The sequence below is a fragment of the Campylobacter sp. CFSAN093259 genome (assembly GCF_012889985.1).
Taxonomy (GTDB): domain Bacteria; phylum Campylobacterota; class Campylobacteria; order Campylobacterales; family Campylobacteraceae; genus Campylobacter_D; species Campylobacter_D jejuni.
The window spans coordinates 769,634-785,649 of the sequence record NZ_CP040617.1; the positions used below are offsets into that span (position 1 = coordinate 769,634).

Here is a 16,016-nt window from a genome sequence, read left to right on the forward strand (position 1 = left end):
TTTTAAATTTTTATATTTTTAAGTAATTTTTTTTTATAATTTTAACTTTTATAAGGAAAATAATGCCACTTTCAAAATTAAATAATGAACAATATCTTGCTGCTACTGCTGATTTTGGACACAATCTTGTTATTGCAAGTGCAGGGACGGGAAAAACTTCTACTATTGTTGCAAGAATTTCTTATCTTTTAAGCAAGGGAGTGGCACCTCAAAAAATTATGCTTTTGACTTTCACAAATAAAGCCAGTAAAGAAATGATAGGGCGTTTAGGGAAATTTTTTGATAAAAATATTACCAGTAAAATACTTGCAGGAACTTTTCATAGTACGGCTTATACCTTACTTAGAAATGCGGATAAAAATATAGCCTTAAAGCAAGCAAGCGAGTTAAAAACTCTACTTAAAAGTGTCTATGAAAAAAGAACTTTTAGGCATTTAAGTGATATAAAACCTTATCAATCAAGTTATTTATATGATCTTTATTCTTTGTTTCAAAACAAAGCGCACAATCAAGATTTTTATACTTGGTTTTGCCAAAACTACGAAGATCAAAGTATTTATGCTGAAATTTATGAAGATATTTTAAAAGAATATGATAATGAAAAAAAGCGTTTTAATTATGTAGATTTTAATGACTTGCTTATCAATCTAAAAGATCTTTTAAAAGAAGAAAAATATGAATTTGATGAAATTTTAGTAGATGAATATCAAGACACAAATACTTTGCAAAGTTCCTTAATAGAGGCTTTTCATAGTAAAAGTTTGTTTTGCGTAGGGGATTATGATCAAAGTATTTATGCTTTTAATGGAGCGGATATTAATATCATAGGTGGGTTTAAAGATCGTTTTAAAGATGCAAAAATTTTTTCTTTAAATAAAAACTACCGTTCATCAAGAAGTATTTTAGCTTTGGCTAATAAAGTGATTTTAAATAACGAAAGATTATACCCAAAAGAACTTATTGTTACAAGAAATGATGAGTTTAAAGCCCCATCTTTGCTTACTTTTGAAGAATTATTTGATCAGTATCAAAATATAGCCAAAATGATACTTACAAGCGGAGTAAGTTTGGAAGAAATTGCCGTGATTTTTCGCAACAACTCAAGTGCTGATGGGGTTGAAGTAGCTTTAAGGGAGCAGGGCATTGCAAGTGTGAGAAAGGGAAGTGGAAGTTTTTTTGAAAGTTTAGAAGTTAAAGCTTTTAGCTCTATGCTTGCTCTTGTGGTAAATCCTAAGGATATTATGGCTTTTATTCATTTGGTTCAATACACCAAAGGTGTGGGTGGAGTTTTAGCAAAAGAAATTTTTGACGCACTTTTAAAATTAGGGCATGGAAATTTAATAAAAGGTTTTTTAGATCCTGATAAAAATGTAAATTTGCAAAATCATCAAAAAAGAAATTATCAACTTGGGCTTTTTGCGGATTTAGAAGAATTAGCCAGCGAAACTCGTTTTAAATTTGAGAGTGAATTTGATGCACATCCTATTTTAAAACTTTCAAAAATCAATGATTTATGTGCTAGAAATTTAGAAAAAATTTATCTTTTTTTAAAAAAAGCTATGGAAATAAAACATTCTTTGACTTTGGTAAATTTAATTTGTGAAAATTCTTTTTATAGAGAAATTTGTGAAGAACTTGCAACCAAAAGAGCAACAAATAAAGCAGGACAGGTGGATTTATTAAGAAAGAGTGAAAATTTAGAAAAAATAGAAACAAAATTCAATGTCTTAAAAGAGCTTACAAAAAATTATAGCGATATTTATAAGTATTATAATTTTCTAACTTTAGGTGCAAGTGAAATGAGTAGTGGCAAAGGAGTTAATTTGCTTAGCGTACATGCAAGCAAGGGCTTGGAATTTGATCTTGTTTTTGTGATTGATCTTGCGCAAGGTCGCTTTCCTAATCAAAAGCTTATGGGAATGGGTGGAAGTTTAGAAGAAGAAAGAAGGCTTTTTTATGTTGCAGTAACTAGGGCAAAAAATATACTTTATTTAAGCTATGCTAAATATGATAAAAATAAAAAAACTTCTTTCGCTCCTTCTCGTTTTCTTATAGAAGCAGGGCTTTGCAAGGGAGAGTTAACTATAGATTGATAAAATTTCCTTTATATTATTATAAAGAAAGGTTTATTTTATGAAAAAAATATTAATTTTAAGTTTAGCAGCAGCAAGTTTTTTAAATGCTGAAATTTTAGTTTATGGTCCAGGTGGTCCCGCTCCTGTGCTAAAAGAGCTTGCTTTAAAATTTGAAGAAAAAACAAAAGAAAAGGTGATTGTAACCGCAGGTCCAACTCCAGCTTGGATAGATAAAGCAAAAGAAAATGCAGATTTGATTTTTTCAGGCAATACTTCAATGATGGATGATTTTGCTAAAAAAATTCCAAGTTTAAGTTTGGAAAATTTAAGCGTTTTAAATGTGCGTCCATCAGGTATTATCGTGCGTCCAAATAATCCAAAAAATATTAAAAATTTTGAAGACATTTTAAAAGATGGCATAAATGTTATGGTGGTTGATGGTGCAGGACAAGTTGGACTTTATGAAGATATGGCTTTAAAAAGTGCAAAAAGAGAAAATTTGGTAAAATTACGTAAAAATATAAAAATTTATGCTAAAAATTCCAAAGCTGCTGTAGATGAGTGGAATAACAATCCAAATATTGATGCTTTAATCATTTGGTCTCATTGGGCAAAGGCTTTAGGCGATGATAAAGCTTTATTTATCAAAGATAAAAATGCAGTGATTTATCGTGCAGCTGAAATTGCTCCTACAAAAAAAGGTTTAGAAAATAAAAAAGCTTTAGAATTTGTAGATTTTATTAAGAGTAAGGAAGCTCAAAAAGTGTGGAAAAAATATACTTGGAAAGAAGTAAAATAATTTTGAGTGAAATTAAAAAATAATTAACATTTATAGGATATAATCACTCCTAAAACATTAATTGCAATAATGTTTAAAATATCAAAAAAGGAAATTAAATGAGTACAGTAAATTTTAAAGGAAATCCTGTAAAACTTAAAGGAAATTCAGTAGAAGTTGGAGCAGATGCTCCTAAGGTAAATCTTAAAGCTAAAGATTTAAGCGTGATTGAAATCGGTGCAGCGGGTAAAACTCAAATCATTTTAAGTGTTCCAAGCTTAGATACACCAGTTTGTGCTACAGAGGCTAGAGAATTTAATAAAAAAGTAGCCAGTTACAATGGTGCTGAAGTGATTGTAGTAAGTATGGACTTACCTTTTGCTATGGGAAGATTTTGCAGTACAGAAGGTATTGAAAATTTAAGTGTTGCAAGTGATTTTGTGGCAAAAGAATTTGGTGAAAAATATGGTGTTTTGATAAATGAAGGTGCTTTAGAAGGGCTTTTAGCTCGTGCCGTATTTGTGATTAAAGAGGGTAAAGTGGCATATAAAGAACTTGTAAATGAAATCACAGAAATGCCAGATATTGCAAAACTTGATGCATTTTTTGGTGGTTCTAGCTGCTGCGGTGGTTGTAGTTGCCATTAATTTTGATTAAGCCCATTCTTAGGGCTTAATTTTTATATCTTCATTTTTTTATTATTTTAAGTTGATTATATTTTAATTGTTAAGTTGATTATTTTTAATATTTATTTTGTGTAAGAATAATATAAAAAGGACAATAAAACTCCTATAAAATAGAGCTTTAAAATTATTATTTTTATTAAAATTTCAAGAGATTTTTATACTTCATTTTTTATAATAAGATGATTTTTTTATTTTGGAGGAATAAGGATGAATAGAAGGGATTTTATTAAAAATACCGCTATTGCAAGTGCTGCTAGTGTTGCAGGGCTTAGTGTTCCAAGCTCTATGCTTGGCGCGCAAGAAGATTGGAAATGGGATAAAGCTGTTTGTAGATTTTGTGGAACTGGCTGTGGAATTATGATAGCTAGAAAAGATGGCAAAATCGTAGCAACAAAAGGTGATCCTGCAGCACCCGTAAATCGCGGACTTAATTGTATCAAAGGTTATTTTAATGCTAAGATCATGTATGGTGAAGATCGTCTTGTTATGCCTTTGCTTCGCATGAATGAAAAAGGCGAATTTGATAAAAAAGGCAAATTTCAACAAGTTTCTTGGCAAAGAGCCTTTGATGAAATGGAAAAACAATTTAAAAAAGCCTACAATGAACTCGGCGTTACAGGTATAGGGATTTTTGGTAGTGGGCAATACACTATCCAAGAAGGTTATGCTGCTTTAAAGCTTGCAAAAGCGGGTTTTAGAACAAATAATATCGATCCAAATGCAAGACATTGTATGGCCTCTGCAGTGGTTGGTTTTATGCAAACTTTTGGTGTAGATGAGCCATCAGGCTGTTATGATGATATAGAGCTTACAGATACTATTATCACTTGGGGAGCTAATATGGCTGAAATGCACCCAATCCTTTGGTCAAGAGTAAGTGATAGAAAACTAAGCAATCTTGATAAGGTTAAAGTTGTTAATCTAAGCACTTTTTCTAACCGTACTTCAAATATTGCTGATATTGAAATTATTTTTAAACCAAATACAGATTTGGCTATTTGGAACTACATAGCAAGAGAGATTGTTTATAATCATCCAGAGGCTATGGATATGAAATTTATCAAAGATCACTGCGTATTTGCAACTGGTTATGCTGATATTGGTTATGGTATGAGAAATAATCCAAATCATCCAAAATTTAAAGAAAGTGAAAAAGATACGGTTGAAAAAGAAAATGTAATCACTTTAGACGATGAAGAGGCTACTTCTTTATCTTATCTTGGCGTTAAAGCGGGTGATAAATTTGAAATGAAACATCAAGGTGTGGCTGATAAAAACTGGGAAATTTCTTTTGACGAATTTAAAAAAGGTTTAGCCCCTTATACTTTAGAATACACTGCAAGAGTAGCCAAAGGTGATGATAATGAGTCTTTGGAAGATTTTAAGAAAAAACTTCAAGAATTAGCTAATCTTTACATAGAGAAAAATCGCAAAGTCGTAAGTTTTTGGACTATGGGCTTTAATCAACACACAAGAGGTTCTTGGGTAAATGAACAAGCTTATATGGTACATTTTTTGCTAGGAAAGCAAGCTAAACCAGGTAGTGGAGCCTTTTCTTTAACAGGACAGCCAAGTGCCTGTGGAACAGCTAGGGAAGTAGGAACTTTCTCACATCGTTTGCCTGCAGATATGGTTGTAGCCAATCCAAAACACAGAGAAATTTCTGAAAAAATTTGGAAAGTTCCTGCAAAGACTATCAACCCAAAACCAGGTTCTCCTTATCTTAATATCATGAGAGATTTAGAAGATGGAAAAATTAAATTTGCATGGGTGCAAGTGAATAATCCATGGCAAAACACTGCAAATGCAAATCACTGGATTGCAGCAGCAAGAGAAATGGATAATTTTATTGTTGTAAGTGATTGTTATCCTGGAATTTCAGCAAAAGTAGCTGATCTTATTTTACCAAGCGCTATGATTTATGAAAAATGGGGTGCTTATGGTAATGCTGAAAGAAGAACTCAACATTGGAAACAACAAGTCTTACCTGTAGGTGCTGCCATGAGTGATACTTGGCAAATTTTAGAATTTGCAAAACGCTTTAAGCTTAAAGAAGTTTGGAAAGAGCAAAAAGTGGATAATAAGCTTACCTTGCCAAGCGTTTTAGAAGAGGCAAAAGCTATGGGTTATAGCGAAGATGATACACTTTTTGATGTGCTATTTGCCAATAAAGAAGCAAAAAGCTTTAATCCAAACGATGCTATCGCAAAAGGCTTTGATAATACCGATGTTAAAGGTGATGAGAGAAAAATTCAAGGCAGTGATGGAAAAGAATTTACAGGCTATGGCTTTTTCGTTCAAAAATACCTTTGGGAAGAATATCGTAAATTTGGCTTAGGACACGGACATGATTTAGCGGATTTTGATACCTATCATAAAGTAAGGGGTTTAAGATGGCCTGTGGTTAATGGCAAGGAAACACAGTGGAGATTTAATACTAAATTTGATTATTATGCTAAAAAAGCGGCTCCAAATTCAGATTTTGCTTTTTATGGTGATTTTAACAAAATGCTTACAAATGGGGATTTAATAGCTCCTAAAGATGAAAAAGAGCACAGTATTAAAAATAAGGCTAAAATTTTCTTTAGGCCATTTATGAAAGCACCTGAAAGACCAAGTAAAGAGTATCCGTTCTGGCTTGCAACAGGAAGGGTTTTAGAGCATTGGCATAGTGGAACTATGACTATGCGTGTGCCTGAGCTTTACCGTGCTGTGCCTGAAGCACTTTGCTATATGAGTGAGAAAGATGGAGAGAAATTAGGCTTAAATCAAGGTGATTTGGTTTGGGTGGAATCTCGTCGTGGTAAAGTAAAAGCAAGAGTAGATATGCGTGGAAGAAACAAACCGCCTGTAGGACTTGTGTATGTGCCGTGGTTTGATGAGAATGTATATATCAATAAAGTTACTTTGGATGCGACTTGTCCGCTTTCAAAACAAACTGACTTTAAAAAATGTGCTGTAAAAATTTATAAAGCTTAATTTAGGGTTTTGATTAAATGAAAGGTAGAAGAGAATTTTTCGTTAGTGCCTTTAAGGCTGCATGTTTATGTACAGGAGGTGGATTTTTGGCTAATTTGGCTTTAAAAGCTGATGATAATTATGCCTTGCGTCCTCCTGGGGCTGAAAATGAAGCTAGATTTTTAAGTAAATGTATTCGTTGTGGGCTTTGTGTAAAAGCCTGTCCTTATGATACTTTAAAGCTTGCTAGCTTGTTAGATAGTCCAAAAAATGGTACGCCTTTTTTTAAGGCAAGAGAAATTCCTTGTTATCTTTGCAAGGATATTCCTTGCATTAGAGAATGTCCAACTGATGCTTTAGATAAAAAGCATTTAGAGCAGGGTATAGAATCTTTGAAAATGGGTATTGCTATTGTTGATAGTGCTTCTTGTGTGGCACACTGGGGAATTCAATGTGATGCTTGTTATAGAGCTTGTCCTTTGATAGATAGGGCTTTAAAACTTGAGCTTAAACGCAATGAACGCACCGCCAAACATGCTTTTTTACTACCTAGTGTGGATCATGAAGTGTGTGTAGGTTGTGGGCTTTGTGAACTGGCTTGTATTACTGAAAAACCGGCCATTCGTGTTTTGCCAAGGGAGTATGTATTGGGAAAAGCAGGATCTCATTATGTAAAAGGCTGGGATGAAAAAGATGAAGGTCGTATAAAAAATGCAGATACTTCAAAACATTTTAATGTTAAAAAAGCAACCAATTATTTAAATGATGGAGAACTGTGATGAAGTATTTAATTGCTAGACGCATCGTTCAGCTTGGAATTTTAGCGCTTTTTAGTTTTAAAGCTACAGATTTTATCTTGCAGGGAAATTTAAGTTCTTCTAGACTTTTTAATACCATACCTTTAAGTGATCCTTTTGCAGTTTTGCAAATCATTCTAGCAAGCTGGAGTATAGATTTAATGGCTTTAATAGGAGCTTTGATTATATTTTTTATCTATGGTTTGCTTTTAGGAAGGGTTTTTTGCTCTTGGGTTTGTCCTGTTAATTTAATCACAGATTTTGCTGCTTTTGTGCGAAATAAATTAACCCTTAATAATAAATTTTTAATTTTGCCTAAAAATTTACGCTATTTTGTATTGGTCTTGGTTTTAGTCCTTTCTTTTGTATTTTCATTGCCTGTGTTTGAAAGTTTTTCTTATATAGGAATGATACATAGAGGGATTATTTTTGCTACAAGTTCTTGGATTTTTGTAGCCTTTATACTTTTTTGTATCGATACTTTTTTAAGTCCTAGGGCAATTTGTTCACATTTTTGTCCACTAGGAGCTTTTTATGCTTTTATTTCTCGTTTTGCTTTGCTTAAAATAAAGCATGATAGTGATAAATGCACTAAATGTTATGAATGTATCCGTATTTGTCCTGAAAAACAGGTTTTGTGGATGGTTGGAAAAGAAAGTACTAGCGTGAAATCAGGAGAGTGTATAAGGTGTGCAAGATGTATAGAAGTTTGTAATGATGATGCTTTGAATTTTAATATTTTTGATTTAAGGAATAAATGATGAAGAAGAAATTGGTTTTATTAGGAAGTGCTGCAGTGGTATTTTTTGCCGCTTGTGCAATGAATAGTGGGGTAAGTTCAGAACAAATTGGACTTAGAAAAGCAAGTTTAGAAAATGAAAATAAAGTAAATTTAGTGGAGGCAAATTTCACAACTTTACAGCCTGGGGAATCTACTCGTTTTGAGCGTTCTTATGAAAATGCACCACCATTAATTCCGCATGCTATTGAAGATTTGTTACCTATAACTAAAGATAACAATATGTGCTTAAGCTGCCATGATAAGGCTATAGCAGCAGATGCTGGTGCAACTCCACTTCCTGCTAGTCATTATTATGATTTTAGACACAATAAAACCACAGGAGATATGATTAGCGATAGTCGTTTTAATTGCACTCAGTGTCATGTTCCACAAAGTGATGCAAAACCTTTAGTGGGAAATAGCTTTAAACCTGAATTTAAAAATGAACAATTAAAAAGTCGTTCAAATTTAATTGATGTGATTAATGAGGGTGTAAAGTAAATAAATGAAAAAATTTCTTTTTATTTTGAGTCTTTTTTGTGTTTTGTCTTATGCTTATGAGCTGAAATTAAATGCCAATATAACAGCTTTAAAGCTTGATAAGCAAAACTTATATATAGGCACTGATAAAGGTGAAATTTTGCAATATAACATTAAAGATAAAAGTTTAAAAGAACTTTTATCTTTGCCAAAGATTAAAAATTATTATGGTGATGATTTTGCTAAAATTTACAACATTGATATTTTTAAACATACACTTTTAATACTTAGCGAGGGTGATTTTGGTGCTAAAAATTTAAGTTTTTATAAGGAAAATTTACAAATCAAAAAGCTCGAAGAAAATAGCATAATAAAAGCATTTTTTATCAATGAAAATACTTATCTTTTGATTTCTATTGGTTCTGAAATAGAATTGATTGATAAAAGTTTAAAAAATATAAAAAAATTTAATTTTTCCCATTCTAGTCTTAATGATGCAGTTTTAAATGAAGATAAGAGTAGACTAATTGCAGGTTTTGAGAGTGGCGAAGTAGAACTTTTTGATTTGAAAAATTGGAAGATGTTGAAAAACTATGATAAAATGCATAAAGATAATATCTATCAAGTAGATTTTAAAAATAATGTTATTTTAAGTTGTGGAACGGATAGGCGTATAGGAGTTGTAAAAAATGAAGAACAAAATTTTTTACAAAAAGATTTTTTGATATATACTTGTGCTTTAAGTCCTAGTGGAGAATTCGCTGTTTATAGCGATAATGAAGCTGGAGTTAGTGAAGTTTTTAGCACAAGTGATTTTAAGCCTGTTAAAACTTTTAATAATGAAAATTTGATGAGTGAGTTTATTATTTTTTTAAACAATAAAGATTTTATCGTTTCAGGCTTTGGTGATAGTATAATGTTTAGGAGTATTGATGAATAATCTTTCTAGTGTTTTGATTTTAGCAAAAGAAGAATATATAAATGATTTAAAAAAGGCTATATCTGAAATTCCTTTTTGTTCTGTAGAACTTTGTGAAAATGAAAAGATTATAGTTGTGATTGAAAGTGAAAATTTAGAAGATGAGTTAAACTCTTATAAAATGCTTGAGAAATTGCCAAATATTATCAGTATTAATATGGTTTTTTCTTATCAAGATTTAAATGATGATATCCAAAAAGCAATCAATAGTGGCGCAATAGAAACGATAGAAAAAAATGAAAATGCTGAGAATGTTCGCTACTATGGTAGTGTGTTTAATCAATTTTCTTAAAGTGTAAAGTATATGGTATTTTTAATCCCATTGCTTATTATAATTGGTGTTATTTTTGGAATTGATTATGTGTATTTTAAAAATCAAGATTTAAAAGTGCAAGTTAAAAAAGAACAAAAAGAATTAAATTCTAGCTTAGAGAAAGAAAAAAAAGAATATATAGAAAAATTGTTTAAAACAAAATAGGCATTAAAAATCATATTATTTTCTTAAAGATAAATTAAAAAGCTTTTTGCTAGAATTAAAGAAAAATTTTAGGAAACAGTGATGAAAAATACAGTCACTGAAGCTTCTATCTATGAGGCTCAAGGGTTAAAAGACGAAGCTTTAGAAATTTATAAAAATATCTTAAAAGAAGATCCGAATAACCAAAACGCTATCGATGCGGTTCGTCGTCTTAGTGGTTTTAGATCCAAGCATAAAGACTTAAACACTCAAATGTTGGATTTTTTTATTAATATGAAAAGCGATGAAGAAATTAATGAATTTAAAAGGTGGTTGATAAAAATATGAATTTGGAAGATTTAGCTAAAAAAACCATTAGCGAAGTTAGCTCTATCATGGAAGAGCAAAGAAGACAAAATGAAATTTTAAAAGAACAAGAATTAAATAGAAAAACTGAAATAAAAGATGAATTACCACCTATGGAGTTTGTATGCGAAGAGCTTGATACTCCGCAAGACTTAGAAGATAAAATTTCTATGGCAAAATTTGAAGAAGAGCAAAAAATACAAAATAATATTGAAATTTCTACTCAGGAAAATAAAGAGTTTAAAAAAGAAGAGCCTTTTTTACAAAATGAAATTTTAAATCCTAGTGTTATGACAGAGGTTCAAACGCTTAATGAGGATATTTTTTTAAAACATCTTAGAGAGAGAATTTTAGTTCTTTTTGAAGGTTTAAATAGCATAAAAAAAGATGATCTTGAAAATAGGTTAAACTTGACCATAAATTTTTTAGAGTTTTTGCTTGCAAATATCGAAGATAAGCTTAAAAAATAATCCCGATTTACAGTTTATCGCTGAGTTTTTAAAGCCTTATACCAAACGAGCGTATTTGGTTGGAGGTAGCGTTAGGGATTTGTTTTTAGGTTTAAAAATTTGCGACTATGATATAGAGCTTTATGATATAAAACCTAAAGATTTTGAAAAGATTATGCAAAAATTAGGTGCACAAGGTTTTGGAAGAAGTTTTTTTGTGTATAAGTTTAAAAATTATGATTTAGCTCTTGCTAGAACCGAAAACAAAATAAGCCATGGACATAAAGGTTTTGAAGTTCAAATTTGCAATGATGAAAAACTTGGCGCCAAAAGACGCGATTTTACCATAAATTCTATGATGATTAATCTTTTTAACGATGAGTTTTTAGATTTTTATGGAGGATTAAAAGATCTAGGAGTAGGCTTTTTAAGGCATATTGATAAACAAAGCTTTCAAGAGGATAGTTTAAGAGTGTTAAGAGCAGTAGTATTTGCTTCAAGGTTTAACTTTAAGATAGCTAGCGAAAGCTTGAAATTGATGCAAAGTATGGATATAACTGATCTTAGCAAAGATAGGATCAATGCGGAGCTTTATAAATTCTTTAAAAGCCCTAGACTTGATGTTGGCTATAGATATTTGCAAGAACTTGACTTAGAAAAACAGATTTTCGGCTTTGAGAGTATTTTTAAGAGTTTGGAATTTCAAAATTTGCTCAGACAAAGTAGAGAATTTGTAAAAAGCGATGCTTTATTCTTGTATTTGTATTTGAATTTTTTTAATTTAGGAAAAGATATATTTTTTAAAAGAACTAAACTTAAAAAAGAATACCTAAAATACGCAAATCAAGCTTTTTATCTTGATGATATAAGTGATTTTGAGCTAGCAAAAATTGCTTTTGAAATGCCTTTGAAGGAATGGCTTGGACTTTGGAGTAAAAAGCGTATTGAGCAAGCTAAAAGATTAGGGCTTTATGAGAATAAGTTTGAAAGTAAAATTTTAGCAAAAGATTTCATAAATGCTGGATTTTGTGGTAAAATTCTTGGCCTAAAGCTTCAAGAAGCAAGAGAGAATGAATTAAAAGAATATATAAAAGGTTTAGCTAAATGATTTCTGTATTAAAAATTTGCACCAAAGATCAAAAAGGTTTAATCTATAGAATTTCTGATGTTATTTTTAAATATCATATCAATATAGTGAAAAACGATGAATTTGTAGGCGAAGGAATGTTTTTTTTTCGTGCTCTTTTAGAAGGTGAGTTTGATAAAGAAGCTTTTATAGGAACGCTTGAGGCTATGCTTGGACAAGAAGCCTTGATAGAGCTTTGCGAGAAGAGAAAAAAAGATATTGTTGTTTTTGCTACTAAAGAAAGTCATTGTTTGGGAGATTTGCTAATAAAGCATTATAGTAACGAACTTGAAGCAAATATCAAAGCTGTGATTTCAAATCACAACTCTTTAAAGGATTTAGTTGAGAAATTTGAAATTCCTTATCATTTTATCAGCGCTGAAAATTTAGATCGTAAAGAGCAAGAAAATCAGATTTTAAAATGTCTTGAACAATATAAATTTGATTATTTGGTTTTAGCAAAATATATGCGAATTTTATCTCCTGATTTTGTTAGGCATTTTGAAGGCAAGATTATAAATATTCACCATTCTTTTTTACCTGCATTTATAGGAGCAAATCCTTATAAACAAGCCTTTGAAAGAGGGGTTAAAATAATTGGAGCTACGGCACATTTTGTAAATAATAATCTTGATGAAGGTCCTATTATCACTCAAGCTGTTTCGCCTGTAAACCATGAATTTACTTGGCAAGATATGCAGCAAGCAGGTAGAAATATAGAAAAAGATGTTCTTTCAAAGGCACTTGATTTGGCTTTTGAAGATAGAATTTTTATATATAATAATAAAACTATAATATTTTAATGCGATAATTTTATTATAGTTTTATTTAAAGCATTAAAAAAATAATCAATATCCTCTTTTTCATGCGTATAATGCAAGCTTATTCTTAACCAGCCTGGTTTTGTTTTAAGTTTTTGATTGTCTTTTAAGCCTAGTAAATCATGACCATAAGGCCCAGCACAAGCACATCCAGCGCGTGTTTCTATGTGGTATTTTTTACTAAGTTCATAAGCGATATCAAAAGGAGAAATTCCTTTGATATTGAAAGCAAAAATAGGCAATCGGGTTTTTAAATTCTTTGCGTATAAAATTAAATTAGGTATAGTTTTTAGTTTTTTAAAAAAATAATCTTTTAGAATTTCTTCTTTTTTTTCTATATTTTTAATCCCTATAGAATCTTTGATTTTAAAAGCTAAGCTAGCGCGAATGAGTTGTAAAATTCCAGGTGTTCCTCCTTCTTCTAAAGCTTCTTCATTGCAAAGGTAGCATTGTGAAGTGCGAGAAACATAGCCCACAGTTCCACCTGCTGCAAAGCTAGGCTTGTTTCCACAAAGATCTTTTTTGATGGCTAAAAGTCCAGAACCGCCAATGCCACCGATTAATTTATGAGAACTTATAAACAACGCATCATAGTATTGACAAGATATGTTTTTATAAGGAATGAAACTAGATGCATCAAAAGCAACTATCCCTTTAAATTTACGAACCATTTCAGAAATGCGTTTGTAATCACTTAATATCCCAGTAACATTTGAAGCTAAAGAAAAGCTAGCGATTATTTTTCTTTTTTTATTTTTTTGTAAAGTTTTTTCTAGAAAATCAAAATCAATTTCTCCATTTTTATCTAAGGGAATTCTAATACATTCGCACAAGCCTTCTCGAAATGAAAGTTCATTAGAATGATGCTCATAAGGCCCTACAATAACTAAAGGTAAAGTATTTTTATCAATTTGCGTAAAATATCTTTCTTTTACAAGAGGAGGAATGTAAATGCCGATCAATTCTTGAAATTTTTTAATAGCACTGCTTGATCCTGTTCCGCAAGCTATAAGGGCAAAATTTTCATCCAATGATAAACTTTTTTTTATATCTTTTCTTGCTTGTTCGTAAATTTGTTGAGTTTTAAAAGAATTTAAAGAGCTATCAGAATGTGTATTTGCATAGGTTGGGAGAATTTTTGAAATTTCTTTTTCTACACATTTTAGAGCTAAAGCACTTGCTGTGAAGTCAAAATGCAAAATACCTTTTTTTAAGATCAATTCTTTTTTTAAATCTGAAATTTGCAAATACAATCCTTATAAAAATTTGCTAAAATTATACTATAAAAATGCTTTATAAAAGGAAAAATATAAAATTTAAGAACTTTGTAGATTTGCATAAGAATTTGTCTTTAAGTAAGCTTTTTGATTTTTATAGTGTATTTGAAGGTTTTGAAAAATTAAACATTTTAAATTTTGAAGACGATGTATTTACAAATATAGAGCGAATGTTGCTTGATGATTATCTAAAAATTAAAAGTTATTTCGCCTTGGATGAAACAAGTTCTTATGCTCTTACTTTGCTAGCTAAAAACAATCGTAAGCGTTTTTCTATCAATAGAAAAATTCAGCATTTTAAAGCTTTATCTACACTTAAATATCTTTTAGAAACAGGTATAATAAAACTTGAGTATAGTAAGGAAGCTAAAAAAATAAAAGATAAAAGACAAAAAATCAAAAAAGAACTAAGATCTTATGTTGTCCAAGATAAGATTATATTTAGCAACCAATTTACTCGTTTCTTTTTTTATTTTTTAAAGCCCAATGAAAAGCTTATTTTGCAAAATCGTTATAAAGAAGTTTTAGAATACATTAAAGAAAAATTTGAACTTTATCAAAGTTTTTGTTTTGAACAGCTTTCTAGAGAATTGCTTGAGAAAAAATTCAATATCAATGGAGTGCAAAGTTACTGGGATAAGAATTTAGAACTTGATCTTTATTATCGAGATAAAAATTTGTGTTTTGTCGGAGAAGTTAAATTTAAAAATAAAAAAATTTGTAAAAATATTTTAAATCTTTTAAAATCAAAAGCAAAGTCTTTAAATTTGGCTCCAAATTATTACATTATAATCTCAAAAAATGGTTTTAGCAAGGAATTTGATAAAATATGCGAACAGAATTTGCTTTTACTTGATTTGAATGATTTTAAGATTTTATTAGAGGAATGATAAATGAATGAAAGTATTTTAAAAAGTTTAGACTCAAATGAAAAAGAAACCCTACAAAAAGGCTTAGAAAGTCTTATAGAACAAACTTATGTAATAGAAAATGAATACAAAACTTTAAATGAAAACTATAACTCCTTACGCGCAATGGTTGATGAGATTATAGAGGTGTTGCCTAGTGCGCTTTGGATTTTAGATAAAGAAAAAAATATTATTTTACAAAATCAAGAAGCCTTGAAAAATCCAAAATTACTTAGTATCATTAGTCTTGATAAAATTCGTGATGAGCTTGAATTTGAAGGTAGGTTTTATGCGGTAAAAATCATAGCGCATAATGAAAAAACTATAGTTTCAGCTACAGATATTAGCGATGAAAAACGCAATGAAAGGCTTGCAAGCATGGGTAGTGTAGCGGCTCATTTGGCACATGAGATAAGAAATCCTATTGGATCTATATCTTTACTTGCTTCAACCCTTTTTGCTCGTAGTGAGCTTAAAAATAAGCATATAGTTCTTGAGATCCAAAAGGCTATTGCTAGAGTGGAGCGTATCGTAAATTCAACTTTACTTTTTACTAAGGGTGTACACATCAATGCTTTAAATTTTAATCTTTTAGAGTTAAAAGAAGAGTGTGAAAGTGCCATTAACTCTTATAATTTCACTTCTCAAATAGACTTTGAAATATCTTTTTTGGATAAGCAGATTTGTGCTGATAAAGCTCTTCTTGGTTTGGTTTTGCAAAATTTGATTTATAATGCTATTGATGCGATAGAAGAAAGCGAATGTGAAAAGCCTATGATTAAAATTTTAGCAAGTTATGATAATGAAAAAATATGCATCAGAGTGTATGATAATGGTTGTGAAATAAAAGATGAGAAATTGGTTTTTGAAGCTTTTAAAACAACAAAACTTAAAGGCAATGGACTTGGCTTGTCTCTTTCTAAAGAAATCATAAACGCTCATAAGGGAGAGTTAAGTTTTCAAAGTGATCCTAAGAATTTTTATTTTACCTTACCTTTGGCGTGATAAATATTTTCTTTTCACCCCAAAACGGAACAAATTTTGCTTATATTATTTTAATATATTTAGGTTGAAGGCA

17 protein-coding genes are annotated in these 16,016 nt (G+C 30.4%); 16 read left to right on the top strand and 1 reads right to left on the bottom strand.

The genetic code is table 11. The annotated features are described in order from the left end of the window. The first annotated feature begins 62 nt into the window (after positions 1-62). The 14 genes from FBF20_RS04090 to purU all read left to right on the top strand — a co-directional run bounded on the left by FBF20_RS04090 (position 63) and on the right by purU (position 12,735). Entirely contained in the window at positions 63-2,093 is a 2,031-nt protein-coding gene (locus FBF20_RS04090; RefSeq protein ID WP_002857005.1) for an ATP-dependent helicase, read from the top strand. Positions 2,094-2,133: 40 nt separating this feature from the next. Continuing rightward, positions 2,134-2,874: an AcfC family adhesin PEB2 gene (gene peb2, locus FBF20_RS04095; RefSeq protein WP_002856943.1), complete on the top strand. Its 741-nt coding sequence runs from the start codon at positions 2,134-2,136 to the stop codon at positions 2,872-2,874. 98 nt (positions 2,875-2,972) lie between these two features. Continuing rightward, positions 2,973-3,500 (top strand): thiol peroxidase, encoded by a 528-nt coding sequence (tpx, locus tag FBF20_RS04100; protein ID WP_002889743.1) that lies wholly within the window; start codon positions 2,973-2,975, stop codon positions 3,498-3,500. Positions 3,501-3,746: 246 nt separating this feature from the next. Beyond that, complete coding sequence (gene napA / locus FBF20_RS04105) at positions 3,747-6,518, top strand: periplasmic nitrate reductase subunit alpha (RefSeq protein ID WP_002856999.1); 2,772 nt, start codon at positions 3,747-3,749, stop codon at positions 6,516-6,518. A 17-nt stretch (positions 6,519-6,535) separates the two neighbouring features. Next, on the top strand, positions 6,536-7,276 hold the full coding sequence (napG, locus tag FBF20_RS04110; RefSeq protein WP_002852504.1) for a ferredoxin-type protein NapG: 741 nt from the start codon (positions 6,536-6,538) through the stop codon (positions 7,274-7,276). Beyond that, positions 7,273-8,055, top strand: a complete 783-nt coding sequence (gene napH / locus FBF20_RS04115) for a quinol dehydrogenase ferredoxin subunit NapH (RefSeq protein ID WP_010891886.1) — start codon at positions 7,273-7,275, stop codon at positions 8,053-8,055. Before napG ends, napH begins: the two co-directional genes overlap by 4 nt. Next, complete coding sequence (locus FBF20_RS04120; RefSeq protein WP_010891887.1) at positions 8,052-8,576, top strand: nitrate reductase cytochrome c-type subunit; 525 nt, start codon at positions 8,052-8,054, stop codon at positions 8,574-8,576. Before napH ends, FBF20_RS04120 begins: the two co-directional genes overlap by 4 nt. Before the next feature lie 4 nt (positions 8,577-8,580). After that, positions 8,581-9,495, top strand: a complete 915-nt coding sequence (locus FBF20_RS04125) for a WD40 repeat domain-containing protein (protein WP_002852557.1) — start codon at positions 8,581-8,583, stop codon at positions 9,493-9,495. Beyond that, positions 9,488-9,826 (top strand): chaperone NapD, encoded by a 339-nt coding sequence (locus tag FBF20_RS04130; RefSeq protein ID WP_002852435.1) that lies wholly within the window; start codon positions 9,488-9,490, stop codon positions 9,824-9,826. The genes FBF20_RS04125 and FBF20_RS04130 overlap by 8 nt, the downstream gene beginning before the upstream one ends. Before the next feature lie 12 nt (positions 9,827-9,838). After that, entirely contained in the window at positions 9,839-10,012 is a 174-nt protein-coding gene (gene tatA2, locus FBF20_RS04135) for a Sec-independent protein translocase subunit TatA2 (protein WP_002852615.1), read from the top strand. 78 nt (positions 10,013-10,090) lie between these two features. Further along, positions 10,091-10,339: a tetratricopeptide repeat protein gene (locus FBF20_RS04140; protein ID WP_010891888.1), complete on the top strand. Its 249-nt coding sequence runs from the start codon at positions 10,091-10,093 to the stop codon at positions 10,337-10,339. Next, entirely contained in the window at positions 10,336-10,827 is a 492-nt protein-coding gene (locus tag FBF20_RS04145) for a hypothetical protein (protein WP_002852635.1), read from the top strand. Before FBF20_RS04140 ends, FBF20_RS04145 begins: the two co-directional genes overlap by 4 nt. Then, the gene (locus FBF20_RS04150) at positions 10,796-11,914 is read left to right on the top strand and encodes a CCA tRNA nucleotidyltransferase (protein ID WP_168952606.1); all 1,119 of its coding nucleotides are present in this window, start codon (positions 10,796-10,798) and stop codon (positions 11,912-11,914) included. Before FBF20_RS04145 ends, FBF20_RS04150 begins: the two co-directional genes overlap by 32 nt. Then, positions 11,911-12,735: a formyltetrahydrofolate deformylase gene (purU, locus tag FBF20_RS04155; protein ID WP_002859821.1), complete on the top strand. Its 825-nt coding sequence runs from the start codon at positions 11,911-11,913 to the stop codon at positions 12,733-12,735. Before FBF20_RS04150 ends, purU begins: the two co-directional genes overlap by 4 nt. On the opposite strand, the gene FBF20_RS04160 is transcribed toward purU, so the two are convergent. Further along, positions 12,732-14,006 (bottom strand): aminotransferase class V-fold PLP-dependent enzyme, encoded by a 1,275-nt coding sequence (locus tag FBF20_RS04160; RefSeq protein WP_079263773.1) that lies wholly within the window; start codon positions 14,004-14,006, stop codon positions 12,732-12,734. The two genes, purU and FBF20_RS04160, sit on opposite strands and share 4 nt — an antisense overlap. A 35-nt stretch (positions 14,007-14,041) precedes the next feature. Here FBF20_RS04160 and FBF20_RS04165 point away from each other — a divergent pair, with 35 nt between their 5' ends. Both FBF20_RS04165 and flgS read left to right on the top strand, forming a co-directional pair. Continuing rightward, positions 14,042-14,920: a DUF234 domain-containing protein gene (locus FBF20_RS04165; protein WP_079263774.1), complete on the top strand. Its 879-nt coding sequence runs from the start codon at positions 14,042-14,044 to the stop codon at positions 14,918-14,920. Positions 14,921-14,923: 3 nt separating this feature from the next. Then, on the top strand, positions 14,924-15,943 hold the full coding sequence (gene flgS / locus FBF20_RS04170; protein ID WP_002889760.1) for a fla regulon two-component system sensor histidine kinase FlgS: 1,020 nt from the start codon (positions 14,924-14,926) through the stop codon (positions 15,941-15,943). Positions 15,944-16,016 lie beyond the last annotated feature (73 nt).

Excerpts from the sequence above, each read along its gene's own strand:
- tpx (WP_002889743.1), top strand. The coding sequence starts at position 2,973 with ATGAGTACAGTAAATTTTAAAGGAAATCCTGTAAAACTTAAAGGAAAT.
- napG (WP_002852504.1), top strand. The coding sequence starts at position 6,536 with ATGAAAGGTAGAAGAGAATTTTTCGTTAGTGCCTTTAAGGCTGCATGT.
- FBF20_RS04090 (WP_002857005.1), top strand. The coding sequence starts at position 63 with ATGCCACTTTCAAAATTAAATAATGAACAATATCTTGCTGCTACTGCT.
- tatA2 (WP_002852615.1), top strand. The coding sequence starts at position 9,839 with ATGGTATTTTTAATCCCATTGCTTATTATAATTGGTGTTATTTTTGGA.
- FBF20_RS04130 (WP_002852435.1), top strand. The coding sequence starts at position 9,488 with ATGAATAATCTTTCTAGTGTTTTGATTTTAGCAAAAGAAGAATATATA.
- flgS (WP_002889760.1), top strand. The coding sequence starts at position 14,924 with ATGAATGAAAGTATTTTAAAAAGTTTAGACTCAAATGAAAAAGAAACC.
- FBF20_RS04165 (WP_079263774.1), top strand. The coding sequence starts at position 14,042 with ATGCTTTATAAAAGGAAAAATATAAAATTTAAGAACTTTGTAGATTTG.
- purU (WP_002859821.1), top strand. The coding sequence starts at position 11,911 with ATGATTTCTGTATTAAAAATTTGCACCAAAGATCAAAAAGGTTTAATC.
- FBF20_RS04125 (WP_002852557.1), top strand. The coding sequence starts at position 8,581 with ATGAAAAAATTTCTTTTTATTTTGAGTCTTTTTTGTGTTTTGTCTTAT.
- napA (WP_002856999.1), top strand. The coding sequence starts at position 3,747 with ATGAATAGAAGGGATTTTATTAAAAATACCGCTATTGCAAGTGCTGCT.
- FBF20_RS04120 (WP_010891887.1), top strand. The coding sequence starts at position 8,052 with ATGATGAAGAAGAAATTGGTTTTATTAGGAAGTGCTGCAGTGGTATTT.
- FBF20_RS04145 (WP_002852635.1), top strand. The coding sequence starts at position 10,336 with ATGAATTTGGAAGATTTAGCTAAAAAAACCATTAGCGAAGTTAGCTCT.
- peb2 (WP_002856943.1), top strand. The coding sequence starts at position 2,134 with ATGAAAAAAATATTAATTTTAAGTTTAGCAGCAGCAAGTTTTTTAAAT.